Genomic DNA, 24,132 nt, shown 5'->3' with positions numbered 1-24,132 from the left:
CGCGGGGTCAGCCCTTCTCGAGGAAGGCTTCCTTCTCCGGGTTGAGGTACAGCTCGATGGCGAGCGCGAGGCCCGGGTACTCGGAGAGGTCCGGGTCTCCCGGGACGATCTCCTGGGCATCGGCGCGTGCCTTCTCGATGACCTTGCCGTGCCGGGTGATCTTGAGGAAGCGCAGCGCGGAGCGGCCGCCGGACTGCGAGGCGCCGAGGATGTTGCCCTCGCGCCGGAGCTCGAGGTCCTTCTGCGAGAGCTCGAACCCGTCCGTCGTGGCGGCGACGGCGGACAGCCGCTCGCGGCTCGGGTGCTCGGGCTCGAGCTTCGTCACGAGCAGGCAGGTCCCGGCGTGCCCGCCCCGGCCGATGCGCCCGCGCAGCTGGTGGAGCTGGGAGATGCCGAAGCGGTCGGCGTCCATGATGACCATGAGGGTGGCATTGGGGACGTCGACGCCCACCTCGATGACGGTCGTCGCGATGAGCAGCTGCACACTGCCGTCGGCGAAGCGCGCCATGACCTCCGCCTTGTCGGGGGCTTCCATGCGCCCGTGCAGCATGCCGCTGGTCACCCCGTCGAGCTGCGGGACGGTCCCGAGCGACCCGAAGAGGCCGACGACGCTCGTCAGCTCCTGCTGTGCGCCGGCCTTCCGATCCGCCGGCGGCTCCCCGTAGAGCGCCTCCGGTGCGTCGTCCTCGGCCTTGCCGTCGTCGCCGATCTTGGGGCACACGACGTACACCTGCCGGCCGGCGTCGATCTCCTCGCGCGCCCGCGACCAGATGCGGTTGATCCACGCGGGGTGCTCGGTGAGGCCCACCTCGTGGGTGGCGATCGGTGACCGCCCGGCCGGCAGCTCGGAGAGCGTGGACGTCTCGAGGTCGCCGAAGACCGTCATGGCGACGGTCCGCGGGATCGGCGTCGCCGTCATGACCAGCACGTGCGGGGAGGTGCGGGCCTTGGTCCGCAGGGAGTCCCGCTGTTCGACGCCGAAGCGGTGCTGCTCGTCGACGACGATGAGGCCGAGGTCGAAGAACTGCACGTTCTCGGACAGCAGCGCGTGGGTGCCGATGACGATGCCGGCCTCCCCCGAGGCTGCATCGAGCAGGGACCTCTTCCGCTGCGCCGTGGACATGGACCCGGTGAGCAGCACCACGCGCGTGCCGTCCATGGCCCCGCCGAGCATGCCGCCCTCGGCCAGTGGCCCGAGCGTCCGGGTGATCGACTGCAGGTGCTGGGCGGCGAGCACCTCGGTGGGTGCGAGCAGCGCGGCCTGGCCCCCGGCATCGATGACCTGCAACATGGCGCGCAGCGCCACCAGGGTCTTGCCGGAGCCGACCTCGCCCTGCAGCAGGCGGTTCATGGGGTGGTCCCGTGCGAGATCGTCGGCGAGGGTCCGGCCGACGTCGAGCTGTCCCTGCGTGAGGGTGAAGGGCAGCCGCGCGTCGAACTGGGTGAGGAGGCCGCCCTCGCGTGGGGGGCGCGCCGTCGCCTCCTCCCGGGCGGCGAGGGCGCGACGGCGGGCGAGCGCCGCCTGCAGCACGAACGCCTCCTGGTAGCGCAGGCGGTGCTGGGCCCGGTAGGCGTCCTCGACCTGCTGGGGCCGGTGCACGAGCTCGTAGGCGGTGGCGAGGCTCATGAGCTTGTCGCGCCGGACGATCGAGGCGGGCACCGGGTCGTCGAGGTCGGAGAGCCGCAGGGTGTCGAGGACGACGGCGACCGCCTTCGCGATCTTGTCGCTGTCGAGCTTCTCGACCGCCGGGTAGACCGGGATGGGCCGGTTCACGTCGTCGGGGTCGTCGCCCTCGTCGAGCAGGGCGTAGCGGGGGTTGGTGAGCGACAGCTTGCCCCGGTACACGGTCACCTTGCCGGAGAACATCGCGCGTACGCCGGGTTTGAGCTCCCGTGCCGCGCCGAAGCCGTTGAAGTAGGTCAGGTTCATCCCGCCGAGGCCGCCGTCGGCGTCGTCGGTGATGGTGACCTCGAGCAGCATCCCCTTGCGCGTGTGCATCCTGCGGGAGTTGGCCGACTGCACGCGGGCGATCAGGGTGACCTCCTCGTCCACGGGGACCTCGGCGATGGGCGTCAGCTCGCCCCGCTTGAGGTAGGTGCGCGGGAAGTGGTTGAGCAGCTCGCCGACCGTCGTGATGCCGAAGTACTTGGCGAGGTGCTTGGCCACCGGTCCGAGGCGCTTCTCGAGCGGGGCGTCCAGCTCCGAGGCGGTGGCCCGCGCCGTGTCGGGAGTCACCGGCTCGCGTCTCCCACCGGCGGGGCGGCGAGCAGGGTCACCGTGATGTTGACGGGGTCTCCCGCCTCGTGGATGAGGGCAAGGGCGGGCGCCGCGTCCGGCACGTGCACGTGGACCCGCCAGCGATAGCCTTCCTCGACCTCGGTGACGGCGCTCATGATGACCGAGTCGCCGATCTCGTCGAGGTGGAGGCGCAGGGTGGCGGCGTCGAGGGGGCTGAGGTTGATGGTGCACATGACCTCCACGCCCTCCGCGTCGCCGCCGTTGTGGATGTGCGGTGCCTGGATGTCGTAGCCGTGGAGGCCGTCGATGAGCTCGTCCTGCAGTTCCTCGCCGAGCGCGGCGGCCCTCAGTGCGTCGAGGATCAGGAGGAAGCCCACGCCGCCGGCGTCGACCACCTTCGCCTCCGTGAGGGGGCCGAGCTGGCTCTCGGTGCGGACGACGGCACGCAGGGACTGCTGGACGGAGGCCCGCAGCGTGAGGGCGAGCGCGGAGTTGCTGTCGTCCCCCGCGTGGCCGGAGGCGGCTTCGGCCGCGCCGCGCGCGCTGGCCTCGAGCACGGAGAGCATGGTCCCGGGGACGGGATCGCTGAGGGCGGACCAGCTGCGGATCTGGGCGCGGTGCAGCGCCGACGCGAGGAGCGTGCAGGTGAGGCGCGTGACGCCGTGCAGGGGCTCGGCGAACGCCGCCAGGAAGACGGCGAAGAGGGTTCCCGAATTCCCGCGCGCATCCTCCATGGCGGCACGGCCCGCGATGCTGAGCAGTTCCCCCAGGTCCGACGTCTCGGCCTCGTGCGCTGCGCGCGCTGCGGCCCGGGCCGTCTGGTAGAGGTTGGTGCCGGTGTCGCCGTCGGCTACGGGGAAGATGTTGATGGCGTTGAGGCGGTCGCTGTGGTTGCCGAGGGATTCTTCGGCCCTGCTCAGCCAACGCTTCATCGCAACAGCATTGGCGGTGATCTTAGTGTGCAAAGTGATCCCATCCCCTGAGGACTGTCGCCTGGGACGCCAGTGTCACCAGCGGCCTGCCCGGCTTCACCGAGCCTACCGCAGCGAACTCGGGTGGGAGCAGGGCGTCCCGCGGGAAACTCGCGAGCAGCCCGTGGTCCTCGCCGCCGCCGAGCACCCACTCCAGCGGGTCGACGCCGAGCAGTGCGGCAGGGCCCGCCAGCGGCACCGCATACCGCCGGAGCGCGGTGGGGTCGAGGTCGAGGTGGACACCGCTCGCCGTCGCGATGCGTCCGGCGTCCCGCACGAGTCCGTCCGAGATGTCAAGCATCGCGCTCGCGCCGGCGGCGGCGGCTGCGGGTCCCGCGGCCAGGGGCGGACGGGGGCGCAGCTGGGCGCCCACGAGGTCCTCCCCCGACGCGCCGAACTCCTCGGGCGGGCGGCCGTCCTCGAGGATGGCGAGGCCCGCGGCGGCCCGGCCGAGGGTCCCCGCGACGGCGAGGACGTGCCCCGGTAGGGCGCCGGAACGGAGGACGGGCGCCCGCCCGTCCAGGGTCCCGGTCACGGCGGCCGTCACGACGATCTGCGCCCCGCCGCCGAGGTCGCCGCCGACCACCGAGCAACCGTCGGCACCGAGCCCGTGGATCGCGGCGGCCAGCCCCCGCGCGCAGTCCTCCACCCAGGCGACCGGCGTGTGCGGGGGCAGGGTCAGGCTCACGACCAGGGACGTCGCCGTGCCGCCCATCGCGTTGATGTCGCTGAGATTCTGGGCAGCGGACTTCCAGCCCACGTCGTAGCCGGTGGTCCGGAAGCCGTTCGCGCGGACGAGCCGGAAGTCGTGGTCCTCCACGAGGGTGTCCAGGGAGATCACGACGGACCCGCCCGGCGCGGCGAGCACGGCGGCGTCGTCCCCGGGGCCGACGAGCGCGCCGGCGGCAGCGCCGAGCAGCGGGAGGATCCGCGCGAGGAGTTCACCCTCCGTCATCCCGTCGACGGTCGGACCGGCCGGTTCCACCGGTGCCGGCCGGTCCGCTGATTCACTCATGCGCCTACCGTAGGGTGCGGTACCGACAAAGCGGGGTCCGGCACCGGGTCACGCCGACAGCGCGGCGACGTACTCGGCGAGGCGTTGCGCCGCGGGTGCCGGTACGAACCCGGCGGCCCTGAGCTTCCCGAGGTCGAGCGTGCTCTGCAGGGGTCGCGGCGCGGCCTCCTTGCCGGCGAAGTACTCGGCCGTACTGACGCCCGTGACATCCGCGCGGTCCCTGCCGCACAGTGCGTAGACGTCCGCCGCGATGTCCGCCCAGCTCTGCGGCTCGCCGTCGTTCGTCACGTTGTACGTGCCGTGCGGGGCCGACGTCCCGAGCAGGTGCAGGATGGCGGCGGCGATGTCACGAGCGAAGGTGAGGCGGCCCACCTGGTCGTCCACGACGCTCGGGGAGATGCCGCGACCCGCGAGGTTCGCCATGGTGCGCACGAAGTTGTTGCCCTCGCCGATCACCCAGCTGGTGCGCAGGACGTAGTGGCGCGGCACCGTGGCCACGATGGCGTCGCCCGCCGCCTTGGTCTGCCCGTACACGCCGAGCGGGCTGAACGGCTCGTCCTCCCCGTGCACCGCGCTCGACCCGTCGAAGACGTAGTCGCTGGAGATGTGCACGAGGGTCAGCCGGTGCGCTGTCGCCACCCGGGCGAGGGCCGCGACGCCTGCGACGTTGACGGCCCAGGCGGCAGCGCGCCCCTCCGGCGTCTCGGCCGTGTCGACGGCGGTGTACGCCGCGGCGTTGATGACGGTGTCGTACGCCGACCACGGCCGGGCGCCGTCGAGGTCCCCGGCGAGGAGGTCGAGGTCCGCACGCGACGCGAACTCGACGGAGGGGTGGCCTGCGAGGGCGCTGCGCAGGGCCTTGCCGAGCTGGCCGTCGGCCCCGACGACGAGCGTGCGGCGCGGCGCGAGCGGCGTGACGTCCGCGAGGCGCGGATGGTTGCGGTCTTTCTCGGACAGCTCGGCCTCGGCCAGCGGGATGGGCCAGGCGATGGCGGCGGTCTCGTCGGCGAGGTTCAGGAAGACGTACCGGTCCTGGGCGTCGGCGGACCAGTGGTCGTTGACGAGGTAGGTGTAGGCGGTCCCGTCCTCGAGGGTCTGGAAGGCGTTGCCGACTCCGCGCGGGATGAAGATCGCCGTCGACGGATCGAGTTCCGCGGTGAACACCGCACCGAAGGAGGGTCCTTCGCGGAGGTCCACCCACGCCCCGAAGACCCGTCCCGTGGCCACGGAGATGAACTTGTCCCACGGCTCGGCGTGGATGCCGCGCGTGGTGCCGGCGGTCTCGTTGAAGGAGATGTTGTTCTGCACGGGACCGAAGTCGTCCAGTCCGGCCGAGGTCATCTTGGCGCGCTGCCAGTTCTCCTTGAACCAGCCGCGGTTGTCACCGTGGACGGGCAGGTCGAACAGCACGACGCCGGGGATCGGCGTCTCGCGGGCGGCGAGGGGCTTCGAGAAGGCGGGGCCCATGCTGCTACTGCCCCAGCTCGGTGTACTTGGATTCGGTGACGGCCTTCTGGGGGCGCCACCACGCCTCGTTGGCGCGGTACCAGGCGATGGTGTCGCGCAGGCCCTGCTCGAAGTGGGAGAACTCGGGGGTCCAGCCGAGCTCCGTGCGCAGCTTCGTGGAGTCGATGGCGTAGCGGAGGTCGTGTCCGGCGCGGTCGATCACGTGGTCGTAGGCGTCGGCGGGCCGGCCCATCTCGCCGAGGATGAGTTCCACCACGTCCTTGTTGTTCCGCTCGCCGTCGGCGCCGACCAGGTAGGTCTGCCCGATCTCGCCCTTCCCGAGGATCGTCCACACCGCGGAGGAGTGGTCGTTGGCGTGGATCCAGTCGCGCACGTTGAGGCCTTCGCCGTAGAGCTTCGGACGGACACCGTCGATCACGTTGGTGATCTGGCGCGGGATGAACTTCTCGACGTGCTGGTAGGGCCCGTAGTTGTTGGAGCAGTTGCTGATCGTGGCCCGGACGCCGAAGGAGCGCACCCAGGCCCGCACGAGGAGGTCGGAGCCCGCCTTCGTCGACGAGTAGGGGCTCGACGGGTTGTAGGGCGTGTTCTCGGTGAAGCGCCCGGGGTCGTCGAGCTCGAGGTCGCCGTACACCTCGTCGGTGCTGATGTGGTGGAACCGCGTCCCGTACCGCCGTGCGGCCTCGAGCAGGGTGTAGGTGCCGATGATGTTGGTGTCGAGGAACGGCCGGGGATCGTGCAGGGAGTTGTCGTTGTGCGACTCGGCGGCGAAGTGCACGACGGCGTCCGCCCGGCGGGTCAGCGGGTCGACGACGGCGGCGTCCGCGATGTCGCTGACCACCAGTTCGACACGGCTGCTCGGCAGCCCCTCGAGCGAGGCGTGGTTGCCGGCGTACGTCATCTTGTCGAGCACGGTGACCGAGGCGTCCGTGTGCTGCATCAGATAGTGGACGAAATTGGATCCGATAAAGCCGGCGCCGCCGGTGACCAGGAGATTCTTCACGTCCTGCACTTTACCGGCAGGCCCCGGCATCGCCCGGTTCCGCCGACGGGCGGCCTGTCGCGCGGCGGCGCCGGGTCCCGGCGCCGGGTCCCGCGCCGGAGTCGGCGGCGGGTCAGGGCTGGTGGCGGCCCCGCCGTCGCGCGGCGAGGACCGCGACGACGACGAGCGCGGCGGCCAGGAGGCCGGCGCCGATCCAGGCGACCGGCGCGAGGGACGACGCACGCTCCTCCCCGGCGGCCACCGGCGTGCTCGTGGCGGAGGGCGTCGCCGACCGGCTCGCCCGCGGCGTCGCCGTCGCGCTGGGCGTGGCCGTGGGTGCGACCGGCGCCGCGGCGGGTACCTCCGGGACGACGGTCGCGGACGGCGCAGGGACGGGCGCCACTGCGGTCGCGGTGGGGGCGGGCGCGGGTGGCGCCGTGGCCGTGGCCGTCGGGACTGGAGCTGCCGTCGTGCCTCCCGCACCGGGGGCGGGGCTCTCGCCGGCGACCCCCAGGACCTCCCCCGAGGCGGCGTCGTACCGGAGGTTGGTGTAGATGAGGGTGTCGGCGAACAGGAGCTGCCCGGTGCCCGGCTCGATCAGGTGTCCCGTGGCGGGGTGCACCAGGAACCCGGTGCGCGCGTTGATCGCGAAGCCGGTGGCGGGGTCGATGCCGGAGGTCGCCGTGGGGTCCGGTACGGCCGGCGCGGGTTCCGCGAAGGTCCCCGTCGGCTGCGGTTGCGGCTGCTGCGGTTGCGGCTGCTGCGGAAGCACAGGCCCCGGTTCGCCGACGAGGGCGGGGGCCGGTTCGGTCCCGACCGCGTCCACCGCGAGCGCGGGCAGCGGAGCGGCGAGCGCTGCTCCGGCGAAGAGGGTGGCCGCCGCCGCGGAGAGGATCCTCGTGCAGGCGGTCGTCGGCAGGGTGCGGCGGTGGGGCGCGGTCATTCGTCCTCGGCTCGGGCTCTCGCGCCCGGCATGCATCGCCGGGTGCGGGTGGGGGACCGGCAGCCCGGGATTTCGGCTGCGGCTCCTGAAGTGTACGGTCGGCCCGTTCTCCCGCCCGGCTCATCGTGGGCGGCGTCGCCGCCGTGTCGCTCCTCCGCTCCGGCCACCTACTAGGGTGGGACCATGCCTGCTCTCCCCCGGTCCGCGACCCCCCTGGTGCTCGCCGCGATCCTGGTGGCGCTCTCCGGGTGCGGGTCCGTCGTCGACGTCGATCCGGCGCAGGACGCCGCCAACGCACGGTGCGCCGACGTGATGATCGCCCTGCCGCCGTCGGTCGCCGAGAACGAACAGCGCGACACGAACAGCCAGGCCACCTCGGCGTGGGGTGATCCCTCCAGGGTGGTGCTGCGGTGCGGCGTGGACGTCCCCGGACCCACCACCGATCCGTGCGTGACCGTGAACGACGTGGACTGGGTGGTCCGCGAGGGCGACCCGGCCTGGACCGCCACCACCTACGGGCGCGATCCCGCCGTCGAGGTCCTCTTCGACCCGGACGAGGTCGCCTCGAGCACCGTCCTCGTGGAACTCGGGGACGCCGTCGGGCGCGTGGAGCAGAGCCGCGCGTGCGTCGGGCTCGCCGACGCCACTCCCGCACCCGCCGGCGGCTGACGCACACCCTTCCCGCCGCCCGACCCCCACAGCAAGGAGCACCGTGAAAGCCGAGCGAATCTCCGACGTCTGCACCTTCCACGGGGAGGGGCCCTACTGGGACCCGCGCCGCGGGGAACTGCTGCTGGTGGACATGATGGAGGGCGACGTCCTGGTCCGCCATGACGACGGCAGCTTCGACCGGCACGACGTGCACCCGCGCCTCGCCGGCGTCATCCGCGGCCGCGCGTCGGGCGGGTACGTCCTCGGCGTCGAGCGCGGGTTCGTGTTCGCCGACGACTCGTTCACGGTCCTCGAGCAGGGCCCTGCGGCCTTCAGCGACGGCTCCGTCCGCATGAACGACGGCGGCTGCGACACCGCGGGGCGGTTCCTGTGCGGATCGATGGGCTGGGAGGGCGGGTTCGGGGCCGGCACCCTGTACGCACTGGAGAGCGACCATACGGTCTCCACCCTGCTGACCGGCGTGACCGTCTCCAACGGCCTGCACTTCTCCCCCACCGGCGACACCGCGTTCTTCGCCGACACCCCCACGGGCCGCATCGACGCACTCGGCTACGACGTCGCCTCCGGCCGGTTCACGGACCGCCGCACGTTCGCGGTCGTCGAGCAGGCGCTCGGGATGCCCGACGGGCTCGCCATCGACGCCGAGGGCGGCATCTGGGCGGCGCTGTACGGAGGCGGGGCCGTGGCGCGCTACGACGCCTCCGGCAGGCTCACGGAGCACATCCCGCTGCCGGTGACGAATGTGACGGCATGCGCCTTCGGCGGACCGGACCTGACGACGCTGTTCATCACGACGACCCGTGAGAACGTCCCGGAGGGGTCGGAGCCGCAGGCCGGCGCACTCTTCGCCGTCGAGCCCGGCGTGGCCGGCGCTCCCCTGCCGATGTTCGCGGGCTAGGCCCGAGGATCAGGCGGTCCACCCTGCCACGGACGCCTGCTGTCGACACTCCGTGGAAGGGCTGCCCGAACCTCCGGCGCCGCGAAGGACGGCACGTCGTCCGTCGCGCCGTGAGTCGCGCCGGACGGCGTCACCGTGCCGGCACCGGCATCGGCATCGGCATCGGCATCGGCATCGGCATCACAGGATGGGCTGCCCGCCGGTGACGGCGATGAGCGCTCCCGAGACGTAGCTGGCCTCGTCCGACGCGAGCATCACGTACACCGGGGCGAGCTCCGCGGGCTGGCCCGCCCGCTGCATCGGCACCTGCCGGCCGAAGGTCTCGACCTGCTCGTTCGGCATGGTGGCGGGGATGAGCGGCGTCCAGATGGGTCCGGGGGCCACGGAGTTGGCGCGGATGCCGCGCTCGGCGAGGAGCTGCGCCATGGACGCCGTCATGTTGGCGATGCCGGCCTTCGTCGCCGAATAGGGCATCAGGGTGGGCACCGGGTTGTCCGCGTTGATGGAGCTCGAGCCGATGATCGAACCACCCCTGCCCATGTGCGGCAGGACCGCCTTCGTGAGGTGGAAGAAGGCGCTGAGGTTGGTGGCGAGCGTGTGGTCCCACTCCTCGTCCGGGATCTCCTCGATGGTCTCGTGGGTCATCTGGAAGGCGGCGTTGCTGACGAGGATGTCCACCCTGCCGAACTCCTCGACGGCCTTGTCGATCACGGCGCGGCACGTCGCCGGGTCCGCGAGGTCGCCGGGGAAGAGGACGGCCCGCCTCCCCGCCTCCTCCACCCAGCGCGCCGTCTCGCGGGCGTCGTCGTCCTCGTTCAGGTAGCTGATCAGGACGTCCGCTCCCTCGCGGGCGTACGCGATCGCGACGGCGCGGCCGATGCCGCTGTCACCGCCCGTGATGACAGCCTTCTTGCCCGTCAGTCGGCCGCTGCCGCGATAGGACTGCTCGCCGTGGTCGGGAGTCGGGTAAATGGCCTCGGTGGTTCCGGGCGGGTCCTGCTGCTGCGCTGGCTGGCTCACTGTTCCTCCTGGTGTCGACGGACGGTCGCGCCCGTGGCTTCCTTGCCCCTTCACCGTAAGCACCCTTACTAATTGAAGGGAAGCGGGTGGGCGGTCCGGAAACCCGTTGCGCGAGGAGGACACCCTTCGTCCGTGCGGCACGCGGCCGACGACGTCCGGCGTCGAAGCGGACCGACTCGGGACTCGTACGGTGACCGGGTCCGCCGTCTGCGGGACCTCGTCCGGAGATCGGTGCCGGCCGCCACGAGGCTGTCAGTGACAGTAAGTAGACTGATGGCTTCAGCCGGCCACCACGAAGGGGAACACACATGGCAGACACACTGGGAAGCCCGAACTCCGAGCCCGAGGGCGGATTCGAGCGGGATCCTTCGGACTGGGTCACCGGCGACGAGCCCATGACCGCCGCTCAGCGCAGCTACCTGGATACGCTCGCACGCGAGGCGGGCGAGGAGATCCCGGCGGACATCAACAAGGCCGAGGCATCGGAGCACATCGATCGGCTGCAGGGCAAAAGCAAGCGGCTCACCGAGGACTCCTGACCCGGACGCCCCCTCGGATCCCACTGTCCGGCGCTGGAGAGCCCGGGCAGTGGGATTCCTGCGTCCCGGCCCGCCCTAGCGTGTCGCCGCGAAGTTGAACTCGGTGCAGATGTCCTGACCGAACAGGAAGCGCCGGACGGGCGCCGTGCGCGCCTCGGCCAGGGCGTCCGATCCCGAGAAGCGGATCCCGGGGATGCCGTCGCCCACGAGCACCGGTGCTGTGGTGAGGTAGAGGCGGTCGAGCGCGCCGGCCTCGAGGAACCGTGAGACGGTGTTCCCGCCCCCTTCCACGAGCACCTTCCCGAGCCCCCGCGCCTGCAGGACGTCCAGGACGCGGCGCGGCGCGAAGTCCTCCACCGGCAGCCGCACCACCTCCACCGAGGAGGGCAGCCCGTCGGGCACCGGGGCGTCGTGGGACACGATCCACAGCGTCGGCACGCCGTCGTCGGCCAGCACCCGGGCACCCACGCGCACCCTCGCCGCCGCATCCAGCACGACGCGCACGGGGCTGCGGCCGGGGACGTCCTCGACGGCGAGGGAGCAGTCCTCGGCCAGGACGGTGGACGCACCCACGACGACGGCGTCCACGAGTGCGCGCAGGCGCTGGAGGTGTCCGTGGTCGCCGCGGTCCTCGTGGAAGCCGGCGTCCCCCGAACGTGACGCGATGAATCCGTCGAGGCTCTGGCGCAACTGCCCGACGACGAGCGGTCCGGCCTGGGCGAGATAGCCGTACCGGTGGGTCAGTTCCTCCGCCTCGCCCGGGGCAGGCGCCGCCGGCACGACGCCGTCGAGCAGCGATTCCCAGGCATCCGCGGCGGGAGGCGCGTCGTGCCGCATGCGGGCGCGCTTGGTCGCCAGGTAGCCCGCGTTCTCCGCGCGGTCGGACACCGGGAGGTTGCGGCGCTCGACGACGGCGATGCCGAGGTCCTCGAGGGCCTCCTCCTTCGCCGGGTTGCCGGACAGCAGGCGGACGGCGCCGATGCCGAGGTCCTGCAGGATCTCGGCAGCCTGGCCGTAGCGGCGGGCGTCCACCGGCAGGCCCAACGCGGTGTTCGCGTCCACCGTGTCCACGCCCTGGTCCTGTAGCGCGTAGGCCTTCAGCTTCGCCAGCAGGCCGATGCCGCGGCCCTCATGGCCCCGGACGTAGACGACGACACCGCGTCCCTCCGCGGCGATGGCGGCGAGGGCGGCATCGAGCTGCTCGCCGCAGTCGCAGCGCCAGGACCCGAAGGCGTCGCCCGTGAGGCACTCGCTGTGCACGCGGACGAGCGGGGCGGGGCCCGTGAGTCCGGCCGCGTCGATCCCCTGCAGGAGGGCCACGTGCTCCGTGCCCCCGTCGTCGCGGTAGCCGACGAGGCGGAAGGTCCCGTGCCGCGTGGGCAGGACGGTCTCCACGACCCTCTCGACGGTCGCCGGCACAGCTGCTGAATCAGCGTGCGGAGGCTGGATGGACATGGGTCAACCCTACGAGTGGGGCCCCGAGACGCGAAAACACACGTCCCCGGGAGTCGGCACGGGCAGGGCACGGGTGCTGCGCTTCCCGCCGGTCCGTGTCGGCCGGTCCGTGTCGGCCGGCTACGCCGAGGGGGGCCGCCGCACGTCGGCGGCTGCGTGCCCGAGGACCTCGCGGACGGCCAGTACGGCGGGCCGCTGGGCACCCGCACGGCGGGCGGAGGTGAAGATCGAGCGCCGCGGACTCTCCCCGAGGTCGAGGAGCTGCACGGGAACACTCCGGCCGGTCCACACGAGGTCGGGCATGAGCGCGACCGCGTTGCCCGATTCGATCAGGCGGATCTGCGCCTGCAGGTCCGCGGTCTCATAGCGGACGTCGGGTTCGAAGCCGGCCCGCCGGCACGCCTGTTCCGCCCAGTGCCGCGAGGCCGCTCCCCTCGGTTCCATGACCCACGCGGCCGTGGCCGCCTCCGCGACGGTCGTGATGCCCGCGTGGCCGCCGGCGAGCGGGACGGCGAGGCGGATCGCGTCCTCCGTGAGGGCCACATGGTCGAGTTCGGGGTGGCGGGGAGCCGCATGTCCCGGGTACTGCTCGGCGATCACGAGGTCGAAGTCGCGGGCGAACGTCTCGTACAGGGCCGTCTCCGGTTCGCGCTGCACCATCTCCACGCGCACGTCGGGGTAGTCGCGCGTCATGGCGGTCAGGGCGCCCGGCATGAGCGCCAGCGCGGCCGACTGGAAGACAGCCACCCGGACGGTGCCGGACACCGTGGTCAGAGATGCCGCGAGGTCCGCCTCGGCGCGCTCCAGTGTCTCGAGCAGTTCTGCGGTGTGTGCGACGAGAACCTCGGCCTGCGCCGTCAGCACCACCCGGCGTCCCGCCTTCCGCAGCAGTTCGACGCCCACCTCCTTCTCGAGCAGCGCGAGCTGCTGCGAGACCGAGGACGGGCTGTAGTTCAGGGCCTCAGCGACGTCCGCGAGGGTGCCGCGGATCTTCAGTTCGCGGAGCAGCCGCAGCCTGCGCAGGTCGAGCACGATGCCTCCGGAGGACGACTCTTGGATCGGTTCTGCTGACGAGTACCGTTTGGTAATCATCGCTTTTCCTAATCGTACGGCGGTTCGATACTGGAGAGGAACTACCTGCCCGGCGGAAGCCGTCCGATCGAAAGCCAGTGCCATGACAACCCAGATCCCGCGCCTCCACGACGCCGCCGCTCCGGCACCCCGGGGCGCGTCGGCGCCCGGCACCGCGTCCGACGACACGCCCCGCCGGTTCACCGCCGGCCCCGGCGGCACCACCGACATCCCGGCGGCGCTGCCGGAGCAGGCCGTCGCCCTCGTACGCCGGTGGCTCACCGAGGCCTCGAAGGTGCCTGTCGACTCGTCCGCCCAGCAGCTCGCCGGTGTCCTCAAGGACCCGCACGGGCTGGCCTTCACGGTCGGCTTCGTCGACGGCGTCATCCGGCCCGAGGACCTCTCGGTGGCCGCCCGCACCCTCGGCGCGATCGCCCCGAAGGTGCCCGGATTCCTCCCCTGGTACATGCGCTCCGCCGTCAGGGTGGGCGCCGCCGTCGCGCCCGTCCTGCCGCAGGTCGTCATCCCCGTCGCCCGCCGCGTGCTGCGCGAGATGGTGGGACACCTCATCATCGACGCCTCCGACGCCAGGCTCGGCCGCTCGATCGCGAGGATCAAACGCGAGGGGATCCGCCTGAACGTCAACCTCCTCGGCGAAGCGGTCCTCGGCGACTCCGAGGCCGAGCGCCGCCTGGCGGGCACCGTCCGGCTCCTCGAGCGCCCCGACGTCGACTACGTGTCCATCAAGGTGTCCTCCACCGTGGCCCCGCACCCGGCCTGGGCCTTCGAGGAGGCGGTGCAGCACGTCGCCGAGAAACTCGCCCCCCTGTACGAGCTCGCCGCCCGGTCCGAGCCGCGCAAGTTCATCAACCTCGACATGGAGGAGTACAAGGACCTCGACCTCACGATCGCGGTCTTCATGGAGATCCTCGACCGGCCCGAGTTCAGGGAGCTCGAAGCGGGCATCGTCCTGCAGGCCTACCTCCCCGACTCCCTGGCCGCCATGGTCCGCCTGCAGGAGTGGGCCGCGGCCCGCCGCGCCCGTGGAGGCGCCGGCATCAAGGTCCGCGTCGTGAAGGGCGCGAACCTGCCGATGGAGCAGGTCGAGGCGTCCCTCCACGACTGGCCGCTGGCGACCTGGGGGTCCAAGCAGGACTCCGACACGCACTACAAGCGCGTGCTCAACTACGCGCTGCAGCCCGGGCGGATCGACAACGTGCGCGTCGGCATCGCCGGGCACAACCTGTTCGACCTCGCCTTCGCCTGGCTGCTCGCCGGCGAGCGCGGCGTCCGTCAGGGCATCGAGTTCGAGATGCTCCTCGGCATGGCACAGGGTCAGGCGGAGGCCGTCCGGCGCGACGTCGGCTCCCTGCTCCTCTACACGCCGGTGGTGCACCCGGGCGAGTTCGACGTCGCCATCGCCTACCTGATCCGGCGTCTCGAGGAGGGGGCGAGCCAGGACAACTTCATGTCCGCCGTCTTCGAGCTCTCCGAGAACGAGGCGCTCTTCGACCGCGAGAAGAACCGTTTCCTCGCGTCCCTGGAGGAGCTGGACACCGCGATCCCCGCGCCGAACCGCCGGCAGGACCGTACCGCTCCCGTCCGGCCGCACCCGGGCACCGGCTTCGACAACACCCCCGACACGGACCCCTCGCTCCCGGCGAACCGGGCGTGGGGTCGGGCGATCCTCGACCGTGTCCCCACCTCGGACCTCGGGAACCACCTCGTCGCGGAGACGACGCTCACGCGCGCCGACGAGCTCGAGGACACCATCGCCGGCGCCGTCTCGGCCTCCGCCTCCTGGGGCTCGCTCAGCGGAGCCGAGCGGGCCGTGATCCTGCACCGCGCGGGGGACGCTCTCGAGGCGCGCCGCGCCGAGCTCATGGAGGTCATGGCCGCCGAGACCGGCAAGACGCTGGACCAGGCCGACCCCGAGGTCTCCGAGGCCGTCGACTTCGCCCACTACTACGCGGAACGCGCCCGCGAGCTCGACGACGTCGACGGCGCCGTGTTCTCCCCCGTCCGGCTCACCGTCGTGACACCGCCGTGGAACTTCCCGGTCGCGATCCCGGCCGGATCGACCCTCGCCGCGCTCGCCTCGGGATCCTCCGTGATCATCAAGCCCGCCTCCCAGGCACGCCGGTCCGGATCCGTCATGATCGACGCACTGTGGGCCGCGGGCGTGCCGCGCGAGATCCTGCGCCTCGTGCAGGTCGAGGAGGGTGACCTCGGGCGCCGGCTCATCTCGGATCCCCGCGTGGACCGGGTCATCCTGACCGGCGGCTACGAGACGGCGGAGCTGTTCCGCTCCTTCCGGACCGATCTGCCGCTGCTCGCCGAGACCTCGGGCAAGAACGCCGTCATCGTCACCCCGAGCGCCGACCTCGACCTCGCCGCGAAGGACGTCGCGCAGTCGGCGTTCGGCCACGCGGGCCAAAAGTGCTCGGCCGCGTCCCTCGTGATCCTCGTGGGCAGCGCGGCGACGTCGCACCGGTTCCGCAACCAGCTGCTGGACGCCGTCACCTCGCTCACCGTCGGCTACCCGGACGACCCCACCACGCAGATGGGCCCGGTGATCGAGCCCGCCGCCGGCAAGCTGCTCGACGGCCTGACCACGCTCGGTGAGGGTGAGTCGTGGCTCGTCGAACCGCAGCGGCTCGACGACTCGGGGCGTCTGTGGAGCCCGGGCATCCGGGTCGGCGTGAAGCGCGGTTCCACCTACCACCTGACCGAGTACTTCGGGCCGATCCTCGGGGTGATGACCGCAGCGACGCTCGAGGAGGCGATCGCCCTGCAGAACGACATCGACTACGGCCTCACCTCCGGCATCCACTCGCTCGACAGCCGCGAGATCGCCGCCTGGATCGACGGCGTCCAGGCGGGCAACCTGTACGTCAACCGGGGTATCACCGGGGCGATCGTGCAGCGCCAGCCCTTCGGCGGCTGGAAGAAGTCCGCCGTCGGCGCCGGCACGAAGGCCGGCGGCCCCAACTACCTCGTGGGTCTCGGATCGTGGGCGCCGTCGTCGTCGAAGGCACAGGGAACCCCCCTGCCCGTCGTCGGGCCCCTGCTGGCGGCGGCACGGACAGGCGGCCTGCCCGACGCCGATCTCGCCCGCCTGACCCGCGCCGCGGCGTCCGATGCCGAGGCATGGAACGCCGAATTCGGCCAGGTCCGGGACGTCTCGGGTCTCGCAGCCGAGCGGAACCTGTTCCGCTACCTCGCCCATCCCGTGACGGTACGTCTGGCGGAGGACGCGCCCATCGCCGACCTCGTGCGTGTCCTGCTCGCGGCGACGGCGGCCGGCGCACCGGTGGCCGTCTCGGCCGCCGTCGAGCTTCCCGCGGCGCTGCGGTCCGTCGTGACCGAGCGGGTCGAGCGCCTCACCACCGAGGACGACGCCGCCTGGCTCGCCCGTGCGGCGAACCTGCCCCTCCGCCGCGTCCGGCTGATCGGTGGAGGAGCCTCGGCGATCGCCGCCGTCACCGGCGGGCGGCCCGATCTCGCGGTGTACGCGCAGCCCGTCACGGAGTCGGGGCGGATCGAGCTGCTGCCGTTCCTGCAGGAGCAGGCCATCAGCATCACCGCCCACCGCTTCGGCACCCCGAACAACCTGACGGTGGGGGTCGTCTAGCGACGGGAACCGGTCACCCTGCCGTCGGGGCCGGCGTCGCCGCTGTCCGGGACGGGGCAACCGGCGCGGCGGCACACACCCGGGGCTCCTCCCCCACGGGGATGGGCACCCGGCGCGGCGGCACGCACCCGGGGCGCCCTGCTGCGGGCTGCTCCCCGTCGTCCTTCCCTGTTGTCTCGCCGGACACACGTGTCGGAGCGCGACGCGACGCCGTCCGGGTCCGCCCGCGGCAGAAAGCTGGGAACGACGGCGATGACGGCGGCCGTGCGTCGCGTCGGAGCCGTCCGCTCCTGCGGGGAGCAGGAATCAGGCCGAGGCGCGCTGCGCGACGGCCTCGAGCAGCCGTGCTCCCCGACGTGCACCGTCCGCAGCCCGGAGGCGGTCGCCGATGGCCGCAGCGGCTGCCGCACAGGTGCCGGTGCCGAGGATGGTCGTCAGGGCGGCCGCGATCTGCGCCTCGGAGGATTTCCGGCTCAGCGTCAGCCCGGCGCCCGCCTCCTGCACCACCTTCCCGATCATCGGCTGGTCGAGCATGGGGTGCATCGGCAGGATCAGCAGGGGCAGCCCGTGGGCGAGGGCCCGCATCGTGGTCGCGTGTCCGCCGTGCCCGATGACCGCGGAGCATCGGGGCATCACGTCGTTGTGCGGGACGTACCGGTGCACCGCGACATTCGGCGGAGCCGACAGCGCCTGCGGGTCGACCGCGGGCCCCGTCGTCAGTGTCACGTCCACGGGCAGGTCGGCGACGGCATCGAGGATCTTCTGGAGCACCTCGGGTTGCCCGGGGAACGCCGTGGTGCTGAGGCTCACCAGGACATGGGCCGCGTCCGGTGGGCTCGCCGGCTCGGCCACGTCCACTGCAGCGCCCGCCCATACCACCTTGCCCGTATCGCCGGGGTCGCCGGGGTCGCCGGGGTCGCCGGGGTCGCCGGGGTCGCCGGGGTCGCCGGGGTCGCCGGGGTCGCGGGCGGTGCGGGCGGTGCGGGCGGTGCCGGCCGGGTCGAGGACCGGATCCGCGCAGACCAGCACCAGCTCCGCCTCCTTGACGACCTGGTGGGGGCCCCTACCCCTCAGCCGCGCCAGCATCGAGATGGGGTTGTGCCGGAAGGGTCCGTCGAAGAACGCGTAGAAGCTGTGAACCAGCGAGACGTAGGCGAGTCCCTCCTTCGCGGCGGCACCGAGGGCTCCGAGGAGGAGGCAGTCGATGACCAGCAGATCCGGCGGATCGCGGCGGGCCTCGGAGATCAGGTCACGGCCGATCCCAGGATCTGTGAACACCGAGAACATCAGGGTGAGGTCGCGGAGCGCCGAGAGCTCGACCGTCGGCGTCATCGGCACGGCGGAGTGGTACGCGGTGAAGTCCGCGCCGATCGCCCTGATCGTCTCCGCCTGCGCCTCGTGACCGAGGAACCGGACGGCGTGGCCCTGGCGCATCAGTTCCCGGGCGATCAGGAGGGCCGGCGGGACGTTGCCGCCGGCGTCGAGCGTGGCGAAGAGGAAGGTGGACATGGCGTCTCTCCGGGGGACTCGCCGAACGGTGCTTCGGGGAAGAGGATACTGCTCCCTCCCCCGTGGAACAATGACTGGAAGCAACCTCCCTGACCAGAGCCGGAAGTGCCCCTGCCATGCCGTCATCCGCCGACCGCCCGGCCCTCCTACGGGCGCGGACCGGGTCTCCGCTGCCCGGGCTGGCGGTGGTCGCCGCCGGGGTCGCTTCCGCTGTCTGGGCAGGATCCCTGCAGGCCGTTCTCGGTCCCCTGGTGATCGCACTCGTCCTCGGTGTGCTGCTCGCCAACTCTCCCCTCTACGCCCCGGCCCTCCGGCCCGGCGTGAAGGCGGGGACGAAAAGGCTCCTGCGGGCCGGCGTCGTCCTGCTGGGCCTCCAGCTCGCGCTGCCCGACATCGTGGCGCTCGGCCTCCCGGTCCTCGGCCTGATCATCGCCTGCGTGGCGCTGAGCTATGTCCTGACCCTGCAGCTGGGTCTGCGGATGGGGCTCTCGCGCGCCGGCGCGACGCTCATGGCCGCGGGCTTCTCGATCTGCGGGGCGTCGGCCGTCGCGGGCCTGCAGGGCGTCGTGAACGCCGACGACGACGAGGCCGCCGCAGCTGTCGCGATGGTCACCCTGTACGGGTCGCTCATGATCGTCGTCCTGCCCGTGCTCGGCGGGCTGCTCGGCCTGAGCGAGGACCGCTTCGGGATGTGGGCGGGCCTGGCGGTCCACGAAGTGGCGCAGGTGGTGGCCGTCGCCGGCACCGCAGGGGCGACGGCCCTCGCCGTCGCGACGGTCGTCAAGCTCGGCCGGGTCCTCATGCTCGCGCCGGTCGCCGCGCTCGCGTCCCTCGGGGAACGACGGCGCACCGCGGCCCTCACCGCGGCCGACCACCGCGCCGGGAGCGGGGACGGGGCCGGCGTGCCGGACGCCCCGACGCCGACGGTCCCGACGACCGGGGCCCGCCCACCCGTGGTGCCCCTTTTCGTGCTGGGCTTCCTGGTGATGGTCGCCGTCCGCTCGCTCGGGATCCTGCCGGATCCGGTACTCGACGGCGGGCGCACCGTCACCACGGCCCTCCTGGCGGCAGGCATGTTCGGCCTCGGGGCCGGCATCGACGTACGTCGGCTGCTACGCACCGGAGGCCGCTTCGCCGCCGTCGGTGCCGCCTCGACCACCCTGCTCGCGGGCGGCTCACTCCTCGGCGTGCTCCTGCTCGCATGACCGCCGCGCCGGCAGATGCGCGGCGGCGGGCGCGCCACGACGCCAGCCCTCCGCTCCCACGCGGGGGCGGGCCGGGGCGTCAGCGCAGGCCGGTGGGCCGGCTGAGCGCGAGGCCGATCAGTTCGTCGATCAGCTCGGTGTAGCCGAGGCCGGACTTCGCCCACATCTGCGGGTACATGCTGATGGGCGTGAAGCCGGGCATGGTGTTGATCTCGTTGATGACCAGGCGGCCGTCGGGTGTGTAGAAGAAATCGACCCGGGAGAGGCCCTCTCCGCCGATCGCCTCGAACGCCTGGCCGGCGAGCAGCTGCACGCGGTCGAGGATGTCCGGGGGGAGGTCCGCCGGGCAGGACAGCTCGGCCGCGGCGCCGTCGACGTACTTGGCCTCGAAGTCGTACCAGGCGTGGTCTCCGGGCCGGATCGCGATCTCCCCCGGCAGCGACGTGCGCGGCGCCTCGAGCCCGCGTCCCTGCAGGACCGCCACCTCGATCTCGCGGCCCTCGATCCCTGCCTCGACGACCACCTTTGGATCGTGCGCGCGGGCCGCCTCGACGGCGTCCCTGATCCCGGCGGCGTCCTCGACACGGCTGATGCCCATGGAGGAGCCGGCGCGGGACGGCTTGACGAAGAGCGGGAATCCGAGGGACGCGGCCCGGGTCAGGCAGGAGTCCGGGTCGCTGCGCCACTGCCGGTCCGTGATCACCTCGTAGGGACCCACCTCGAGCCCCGCAGCGGAGAAGACCACCTTCATGTAGTGCTTGTCCATGCCGACGGCGGACGCCAGGACACCGGCCCCCACGTAGCGCATCTCGGCCATCTCGAGCATGCCCTGCAGCGTGCCGTCCTCTCCGAACGGCCCGTGCAGGAGCGGCAGCACCACGTCGACGCCGCCCAGGCTCTCCGGGACGGACCCCGGCGCGGCGACGAGCAGTTCCTGGCCGGTGCCCCCGCTGGTGGCCGACCCCATCACCACGGCCTGTTCGGTCGCGATGACCTCGGGCAGGACGTCGGAGCGCAGCGACCACGCGGACGGATCCGCGGAGACCAGCGACCACTGCCCGGACCTCGTGATGCCCACGGGCACGACGTCGTAGCGGGTCCGGTCGATCGCCTCGAGGACGCCGGCCGCGGTCACGCAGCTGACGGAGTGCTCGCTCGAGCGGCCGCCGAACAGCACGAGGACACGGGGCTTGCGGGTGGGGACGGGTGTTTCGGTGGTCACGGGGCGGAGTCGCCTTCCGGCTTGAGGTTGCGGGACAGCAGGCGCGGTCCGAGGTCGTGGACGGACAGGCGCCCCTGGAGGACAGCGACCACGCTCTCGGTGATCGGCATGTCGACGCCCAGTTTCGTGGCGGAGTCGAGGACGGCGTGGGCGGACTTGATGCCCTCGGCGGTCTGGTTCATGCGGACCGTCACCTGCTCGAGGGTCAGGCCCTGGCCCAGCAGGTGGCCGGCCGTGTGGTTCCGCGACAGCGCCGAGGAACACGTGGCGATCAGGTCGCCCATGCCGGCGAGACCAGCCAGCGTCTCGGCCTTCCCCCCGAGGGCCACCGCCAGGCGCGTGGTCTCGGCGAGGCCGCGCGTGATGACGGACGCCTTCGTGTTGTCACCCATGCGACGCCCCTCGCAGATGCCGACGGCGAGCGCGATGACGTTCTTGACGATGCCGCCGATCTCGACGCCGATCACGTCCGTGGAGGTGTAGGGCCTGAAGTAGGAGGCCGTGCAGGCGGCCGCGATCCACGCCGCCGTGTCATGGTCCGGGCATGCGACGACGGAGGCGGTCGGCTCCTCGCGGGCGATCTCCATGGCGAGGTTGGGCCCGGACAGCACGGCGATGCGCTCCGCCGGCAGCCCGAGCTCCTCGGCGATCACCTCGCTCATGCGCGCATCCGTTCCGACCTCGAGGCCCTTCATGAGGGAGACGACGACGGCGGCGGCCGGGATGAGCGGGCGCCAGGCCGGGAGCTGCGCCCGGAGCGTCTGGGCGGGGACGGCGATGACCACGAGCTCGCTGCCGGCCAGGACTGCCCCGACGTCAGTGGACGCGGAGACGTTCGACGGCAGTCGGGTGTCCCCGAGGTACCGGGAGTTCCGGTGCTCGGCGGTGATCTCCTCGGCGACCTCGGAGCGGCGCGACCAGAGCATCACAGGGGTGCCGGCGGCGGCGTCGGCGAGGACCTTCGCGAACGTCGTCCCCCAGCTGCCGGAGCCGAGGACCGCGATCTTCGCCGGTGGCATGATCCGGGCGTCGGCTGCCGCCGTCATGACCGCCCTCCGCGCGACGACCCGTCGGGGTCGTCCGGGGTCTCGATGTTCCGGCCCATCCGCTTCTGCTGCTTCTGCGCCGGATCCCAGCGCTCGGCGGGCGGCTCCTCACCCCTCAGCTCGGCGAGCAGGGCCGTAATGGAGTCGAGGATGCGCTCGGTCGCGGCGTCGAGCGTGGTCTTCGTCAGGGGGGCGCCCCGGAGGTCGGAGAGGTCGACGGGCTCGCCGACGAGCACGCGGGAACGCTTGCGGGGGAACAGGTGGAAACGCTTGGCGTAGCGGGGGAAGACCTCGTGCGCACCCCAGTGCGCGAGGGGCACGACCGGCGCGCCGGTCTGCAGGGCGAGACGAGCCGCTCCCGTGTGCCCCTTCATGGGCCACATGTCGGGGTCCCTCGTGAGCGTGCCCTCGGGGTAGATGATGATGCCGCCGCCGTCGGCGAGCGCTGCGCGGGCCGCTTCGAGCGAACGGTTGGCGCCTGCCGAGCTACGCTCGACCGGGATCTGCCTGATGGTGCGCAGGATGGACCCGATGACGGGCACCGTGAACAGCGACGCCTTGGCGAGGAAGTGCGGCATCACGCCCTGGTTGTACAGGAAGTGCGCCACCACGACCGGGTCGATCTCCGTGACGTGGTTCGGGCAGACGATCATGCCCGTCCCCCTGGGCAGCTTCTCCTGCCCGTGCCATTCCTTGGCCATGAGCGCGTTCATGGTCGGCCTCACCCAGGAGGCGAGGAACGTGAACATGGCCCGTGAGCCCCGTGACTCCCCCATCGTGTCCGGACCGCCTAGGAGAAGACCGCGGCGGGAACCGGCGCGTCCTCCGAGACGTCGAAGTCAGCACCGAGGCCCTCGAGCTTGTCCTGGAAACGCTCGTAGCCGCGGTTGATGAGCTCGATCCCGGTGACGCGCGAGACACCCTCGGCCGCGAGGGCCGCGATGAGGTGGCTGAAGCCGCCGCGCAGGTCGGGGATGTCGATGTCCGCGCCGCGCAGCTGGGTGGGTCCGGAGATGACCGCGGAGTGGAGGAAGTTGCGCTGCCCGAAGCGGCACGGGACGCTGCCGAGGCATTCGCGGTGCAGCTGGATGTTGGCACCCATGCGGATCAGGGCCTGGGTGAAACCGAAGCGCTGCTCGTAGACGGTCTCGTGCACGATCGACACGCCGGAGGCCTGGGTCAGGGCCACGACGAGGGGCTGCTGCCAGTCCGTCATGAACCCGGGGTGGACGTCCGTCTCGAGCACCAGCGGCTTCAGCGCACCGCCGGGGTGGTAGAAGCGGATGCCCTCGTCGTCGACGTCGAAGGCGCCGCCGATCTTCCGGTAGGTGTTGAGGAACGCGGTGAGGTCGAGCTGGCGTGCGCCCTCCACGTAGATGTCACCCTTGGTGACCAGGGCGGCGGACGCCCAGGACGCCGTCTCGTTGCGGTCCGAGATGGCCTTGTGGTTGTAGCCGGTCAGCTCGGCCACGCCCTCGATGCGGATGACGCGGTCCGTCTGCACGGTGATGATGGCGCCCATCTTCTGCAGCACGGCGATGAGGTCCATGATCTCGGGCTCGACGGCGGCCCCCGAGAGCTCGGTGATGCCCTCGGCGCGGATGGCGGTGAGGAGCACCTGCTCGGTGGCTCCGACGCTCGGGTACGGGAGGGTCAGCTTCGCGCCGTGGAGGCCCTTGGGCGCGGAGATGGAGATCCCACCGGGACGCTTGTCGACGACGGCGCCGAAGTTGCGGAGGACCTCGAGGTGGTAGTCGATCGGCCGGTCGCCGATCTTGCAGCCGCCGAGGTCGGGGATGAAGGCCTCGCCGATGCTGTGCATGAGGGGGCCGCAGAAGAGGATGGGGATCCGCGAGTCGCCGGCGTGGGCGTCGATGTCCTTGGACATCGCCATCTTCGCGTCGATCGGGTCCATCGTGAGGTCGCCCGTGACGGGATCCTTGGTCACGGTGACGCCGTGCAGCTGCAGGAGGCTCGTGACGACGTCGACGTCCTTGATCTCCGGGACGTTGCGCAGCACGGACGGCGTGTTGCCCAGCAGCGAGGCGACCATCGCCTTCGGAACCAGGTTCTTCGCACCGCGGACGGAGACTTTGCCGGTCAGCGGGATGCCGCCGCGGATGGTCAGAACGCTACCCATGAATACCTATTTCCCTCATACGTTGAACCCCCCGCGGACTCGAAAATGCTCCTACCCAGCATAGGAGAACGGCGCGGCAGACAGAAATACAAGGGTACGTCGTG

At 72.0% G+C, this 24,132-nt stretch carries 19 protein-coding genes; 5 read left to right on the top strand and 14 right to left on the bottom strand.

The genetic code is table 11. The features are described from left to right. Window positions 1-7: 7 nt before the first annotated feature. From ACX80K_RS00800 to ACX80K_RS00775, 6 genes are all read right to left on the bottom strand, one after another. Window positions 8-2,236 carry an ATP-dependent DNA helicase RecG gene (locus tag ACX80K_RS00800; protein WP_459269987.1) on the bottom strand — a complete coding sequence of 743 codons (2,229 nt, stop codon included), beginning with the start codon at window positions 2,234-2,236 and terminating at the stop codon, window positions 8-10. Then, window positions 2,233-3,171: a DAK2 domain-containing protein gene (locus ACX80K_RS00795; RefSeq protein WP_459269986.1), complete on the bottom strand. Its 939-nt coding sequence runs from the start codon at window positions 3,169-3,171 to the stop codon at window positions 2,233-2,235. Before ACX80K_RS00795 ends, ACX80K_RS00800 begins: the two co-directional genes overlap by 4 nt. Before the next feature lie 22 nt (window positions 3,172-3,193). Continuing rightward, complete coding sequence (thiL, locus tag ACX80K_RS00790; protein ID WP_459269985.1) at window positions 3,194-4,225, bottom strand: thiamine-phosphate kinase; 1,032 nt, start codon at window positions 4,223-4,225, stop codon at window positions 3,194-3,196. Between the two features lie 48 nt (window positions 4,226-4,273). Next, complete coding sequence (locus ACX80K_RS00785; protein WP_459269984.1) at window positions 4,274-5,692, bottom strand: sugar nucleotide-binding protein; 1,419 nt, start codon at window positions 5,690-5,692, stop codon at window positions 4,274-4,276. A gap of 4 nt (window positions 5,693-5,696) precedes the next feature. After that, on the bottom strand, window positions 5,697-6,695 hold the full coding sequence (rfbB, locus tag ACX80K_RS00780) for a dTDP-glucose 4,6-dehydratase (protein ID WP_459269983.1): 999 nt from the start codon (window positions 6,693-6,695) through the stop codon (window positions 5,697-5,699). 112 nt (window positions 6,696-6,807) lie between these two features. Then, window positions 6,808-7,617, bottom strand: coding sequence for a hypothetical protein (locus tag ACX80K_RS00775; RefSeq protein ID WP_459269982.1), 810 nt, complete (start codon window positions 7,615-7,617; stop codon window positions 6,808-6,810). 183 nt (window positions 7,618-7,800) lie between these two features. Between ACX80K_RS00775 and ACX80K_RS00770 the strand changes: the two genes are divergently transcribed. Further along, complete coding sequence (locus tag ACX80K_RS00770; protein WP_459269981.1) at window positions 7,801-8,286, top strand: DUF3515 domain-containing protein; 486 nt, start codon at window positions 7,801-7,803, stop codon at window positions 8,284-8,286. Window positions 8,287-8,329: 43 nt separating this feature from the next. Then, window positions 8,330-9,187 (top strand): SMP-30/gluconolactonase/LRE family protein, encoded by an 858-nt coding sequence (locus ACX80K_RS00765; RefSeq protein WP_459269980.1) that lies wholly within the window; start codon window positions 8,330-8,332, stop codon window positions 9,185-9,187. A gap of 180 nt (window positions 9,188-9,367) precedes the next feature. On the opposite strand, the gene ACX80K_RS00760 is transcribed toward ACX80K_RS00765, so the two are convergent. After that, a complete protein-coding gene (locus ACX80K_RS00760; RefSeq protein ID WP_459269979.1) occupies window positions 9,368-10,207 on the bottom strand; it encodes an SDR family oxidoreductase in 840 nt (279 codons plus the stop codon). 308 nt (window positions 10,208-10,515) lie between these two features. Between ACX80K_RS00760 and ACX80K_RS00755 the strand changes: the two genes are divergently transcribed. Next, on the top strand, window positions 10,516-10,746 hold the full coding sequence (locus tag ACX80K_RS00755; protein WP_307083400.1) for a DUF3072 domain-containing protein: 231 nt from the start codon (window positions 10,516-10,518) through the stop codon (window positions 10,744-10,746). Window positions 10,747-10,821: 75 nt separating this feature from the next. Here ACX80K_RS00755 and ribA read toward each other — a convergent pair whose 3' ends face one another. Together ribA and ACX80K_RS00745 are read right to left on the bottom strand one after the other, a co-directional pair. Further along, complete coding sequence (gene ribA, locus ACX80K_RS00750) at window positions 10,822-12,201, bottom strand: GTP cyclohydrolase II (RefSeq protein ID WP_459269978.1); 1,380 nt, start codon at window positions 12,199-12,201, stop codon at window positions 10,822-10,824. 120 nt (window positions 12,202-12,321) lie between these two features. Beyond that, window positions 12,322-13,233, bottom strand: a complete 912-nt coding sequence (locus ACX80K_RS00745; protein WP_459270657.1) for a LysR substrate-binding domain-containing protein — start codon at window positions 13,231-13,233, stop codon at window positions 12,322-12,324. Window positions 13,234-13,375: 142 nt separating this feature from the next. Between ACX80K_RS00745 and ACX80K_RS00740 the strand changes: the two genes are divergently transcribed. Then, window positions 13,376-16,906, top strand: a complete 3,531-nt coding sequence (locus ACX80K_RS00740) for a bifunctional proline dehydrogenase/L-glutamate gamma-semialdehyde dehydrogenase (protein WP_459269977.1) — start codon at window positions 13,376-13,378, stop codon at window positions 16,904-16,906. A gap of 306 nt (window positions 16,907-17,212) precedes the next feature. Here the strand turns inward: ACX80K_RS00740 and ACX80K_RS00735 are convergent, their stop codons facing one another. Further along, window positions 17,213-18,415, bottom strand: a complete 1,203-nt coding sequence (locus ACX80K_RS00735; RefSeq protein ID WP_459269976.1) for a glycosyltransferase — start codon at window positions 18,413-18,415, stop codon at window positions 17,213-17,215. 116 nt (window positions 18,416-18,531) lie between these two features. Between ACX80K_RS00735 and ACX80K_RS00730 the strand changes: the two genes are divergently transcribed. Continuing rightward, window positions 18,532-19,620, top strand: a complete 1,089-nt coding sequence (locus ACX80K_RS00730; RefSeq protein WP_459269975.1) for a YeiH family protein — start codon at window positions 18,532-18,534, stop codon at window positions 19,618-19,620. Between the two features lie 79 nt (window positions 19,621-19,699). On the opposite strand, the gene ACX80K_RS00725 is transcribed toward ACX80K_RS00730, so the two are convergent. The 4 genes from ACX80K_RS00725 to murA are packed head-to-tail and all read right to left on the bottom strand — an operon-like array spanning window position 19,700 to window position 24,028. Beyond that, window positions 19,700-20,842, bottom strand: a complete 1,143-nt coding sequence (locus tag ACX80K_RS00725) for a D-alanine--D-alanine ligase family protein (RefSeq protein ID WP_459269974.1) — start codon at window positions 20,840-20,842, stop codon at window positions 19,700-19,702. Further along, a complete protein-coding gene (locus ACX80K_RS00720) occupies window positions 20,839-21,888 on the bottom strand; it encodes an NAD(P)H-dependent glycerol-3-phosphate dehydrogenase (RefSeq protein ID WP_459269973.1) in 1,050 nt (349 codons plus the stop codon). Before ACX80K_RS00720 ends, ACX80K_RS00725 begins: the two co-directional genes overlap by 4 nt. Then, window positions 21,885-22,664 (bottom strand): lysophospholipid acyltransferase family protein, encoded by a 780-nt coding sequence (locus ACX80K_RS00715; protein ID WP_459269972.1) that lies wholly within the window; start codon window positions 22,662-22,664, stop codon window positions 21,885-21,887. The genes ACX80K_RS00720 and ACX80K_RS00715 overlap by 4 nt, the downstream gene beginning before the upstream one ends. A 14-nt stretch (window positions 22,665-22,678) precedes the next feature. After that, on the bottom strand, window positions 22,679-24,028 hold the full coding sequence (gene murA / locus ACX80K_RS00710; protein WP_104178912.1) for a UDP-N-acetylglucosamine 1-carboxyvinyltransferase: 1,350 nt from the start codon (window positions 24,026-24,028) through the stop codon (window positions 22,679-22,681). Between the last annotated feature and the right edge of the window lie 104 nt (window positions 24,029-24,132).

The organism is Arthrobacter sorbitolis (genome assembly GCF_054510995.1).
Note: the sequence above shows the minus strand (reverse complement) of the source record. Positions and strands in the feature narration are given on the sequence as shown.

What these genes read in the sequence shown, in the direction of transcription:
- ACX80K_RS00795 (WP_459269986.1), bottom strand. Translation starts at nt 3,171, where the DNA reads ATGAAGCGTTGGCTGAGCAGGGCCGAAGAATCCCTCGGCAACCACAGC.
- thiL (WP_459269985.1), bottom strand. Translation starts at nt 4,225, where the DNA reads ATGAGTGAATCAGCGGACCGGCCGGCACCGGTGGAACCGGCCGGTCCG.
- ACX80K_RS00785 (WP_459269984.1), bottom strand. Translation starts at nt 5,692, where the DNA reads ATGGGCCCCGCCTTCTCGAAGCCCCTCGCCGCCCGCGAGACGCCGATC.
- ACX80K_RS00775 (WP_459269982.1), bottom strand. Translation starts at nt 7,617, where the DNA reads ATGACCGCGCCCCACCGCCGCACCCTGCCGACGACCGCCTGCACGAGG.
- ACX80K_RS00770 (WP_459269981.1), top strand. Translation starts at nt 7,801, where the DNA reads ATGCCTGCTCTCCCCCGGTCCGCGACCCCCCTGGTGCTCGCCGCGATC.
- ACX80K_RS00755 (WP_307083400.1), top strand. Translation starts at nt 10,516, where the DNA reads ATGGCAGACACACTGGGAAGCCCGAACTCCGAGCCCGAGGGCGGATTC.
- ribA (WP_459269978.1), bottom strand. Translation starts at nt 12,201, where the DNA reads ATGTCCATCCAGCCTCCGCACGCTGATTCAGCAGCTGTGCCGGCGACC.
- ACX80K_RS00740 (WP_459269977.1), top strand. Translation starts at nt 13,376, where the DNA reads ATGACAACCCAGATCCCGCGCCTCCACGACGCCGCCGCTCCGGCACCC.
- ACX80K_RS00735 (WP_459269976.1), bottom strand. Translation starts at nt 18,415, where the DNA reads ATGTCCACCTTCCTCTTCGCCACGCTCGACGCCGGCGGCAACGTCCCG.
- ACX80K_RS00730 (WP_459269975.1), top strand. Translation starts at nt 18,532, where the DNA reads ATGCCGTCATCCGCCGACCGCCCGGCCCTCCTACGGGCGCGGACCGGG.
- ACX80K_RS00720 (WP_459269973.1), bottom strand. Translation starts at nt 21,888, where the DNA reads ATGACGGCGGCAGCCGACGCCCGGATCATGCCACCGGCGAAGATCGCG.
- ACX80K_RS00715 (WP_459269972.1), bottom strand. Translation starts at nt 22,664, where the DNA reads ATGGGGGAGTCACGGGGCTCACGGGCCATGTTCACGTTCCTCGCCTCC.
- murA (WP_104178912.1), bottom strand. Translation starts at nt 24,028, where the DNA reads ATGGGTAGCGTTCTGACCATCCGCGGCGGCATCCCGCTGACCGGCAAA.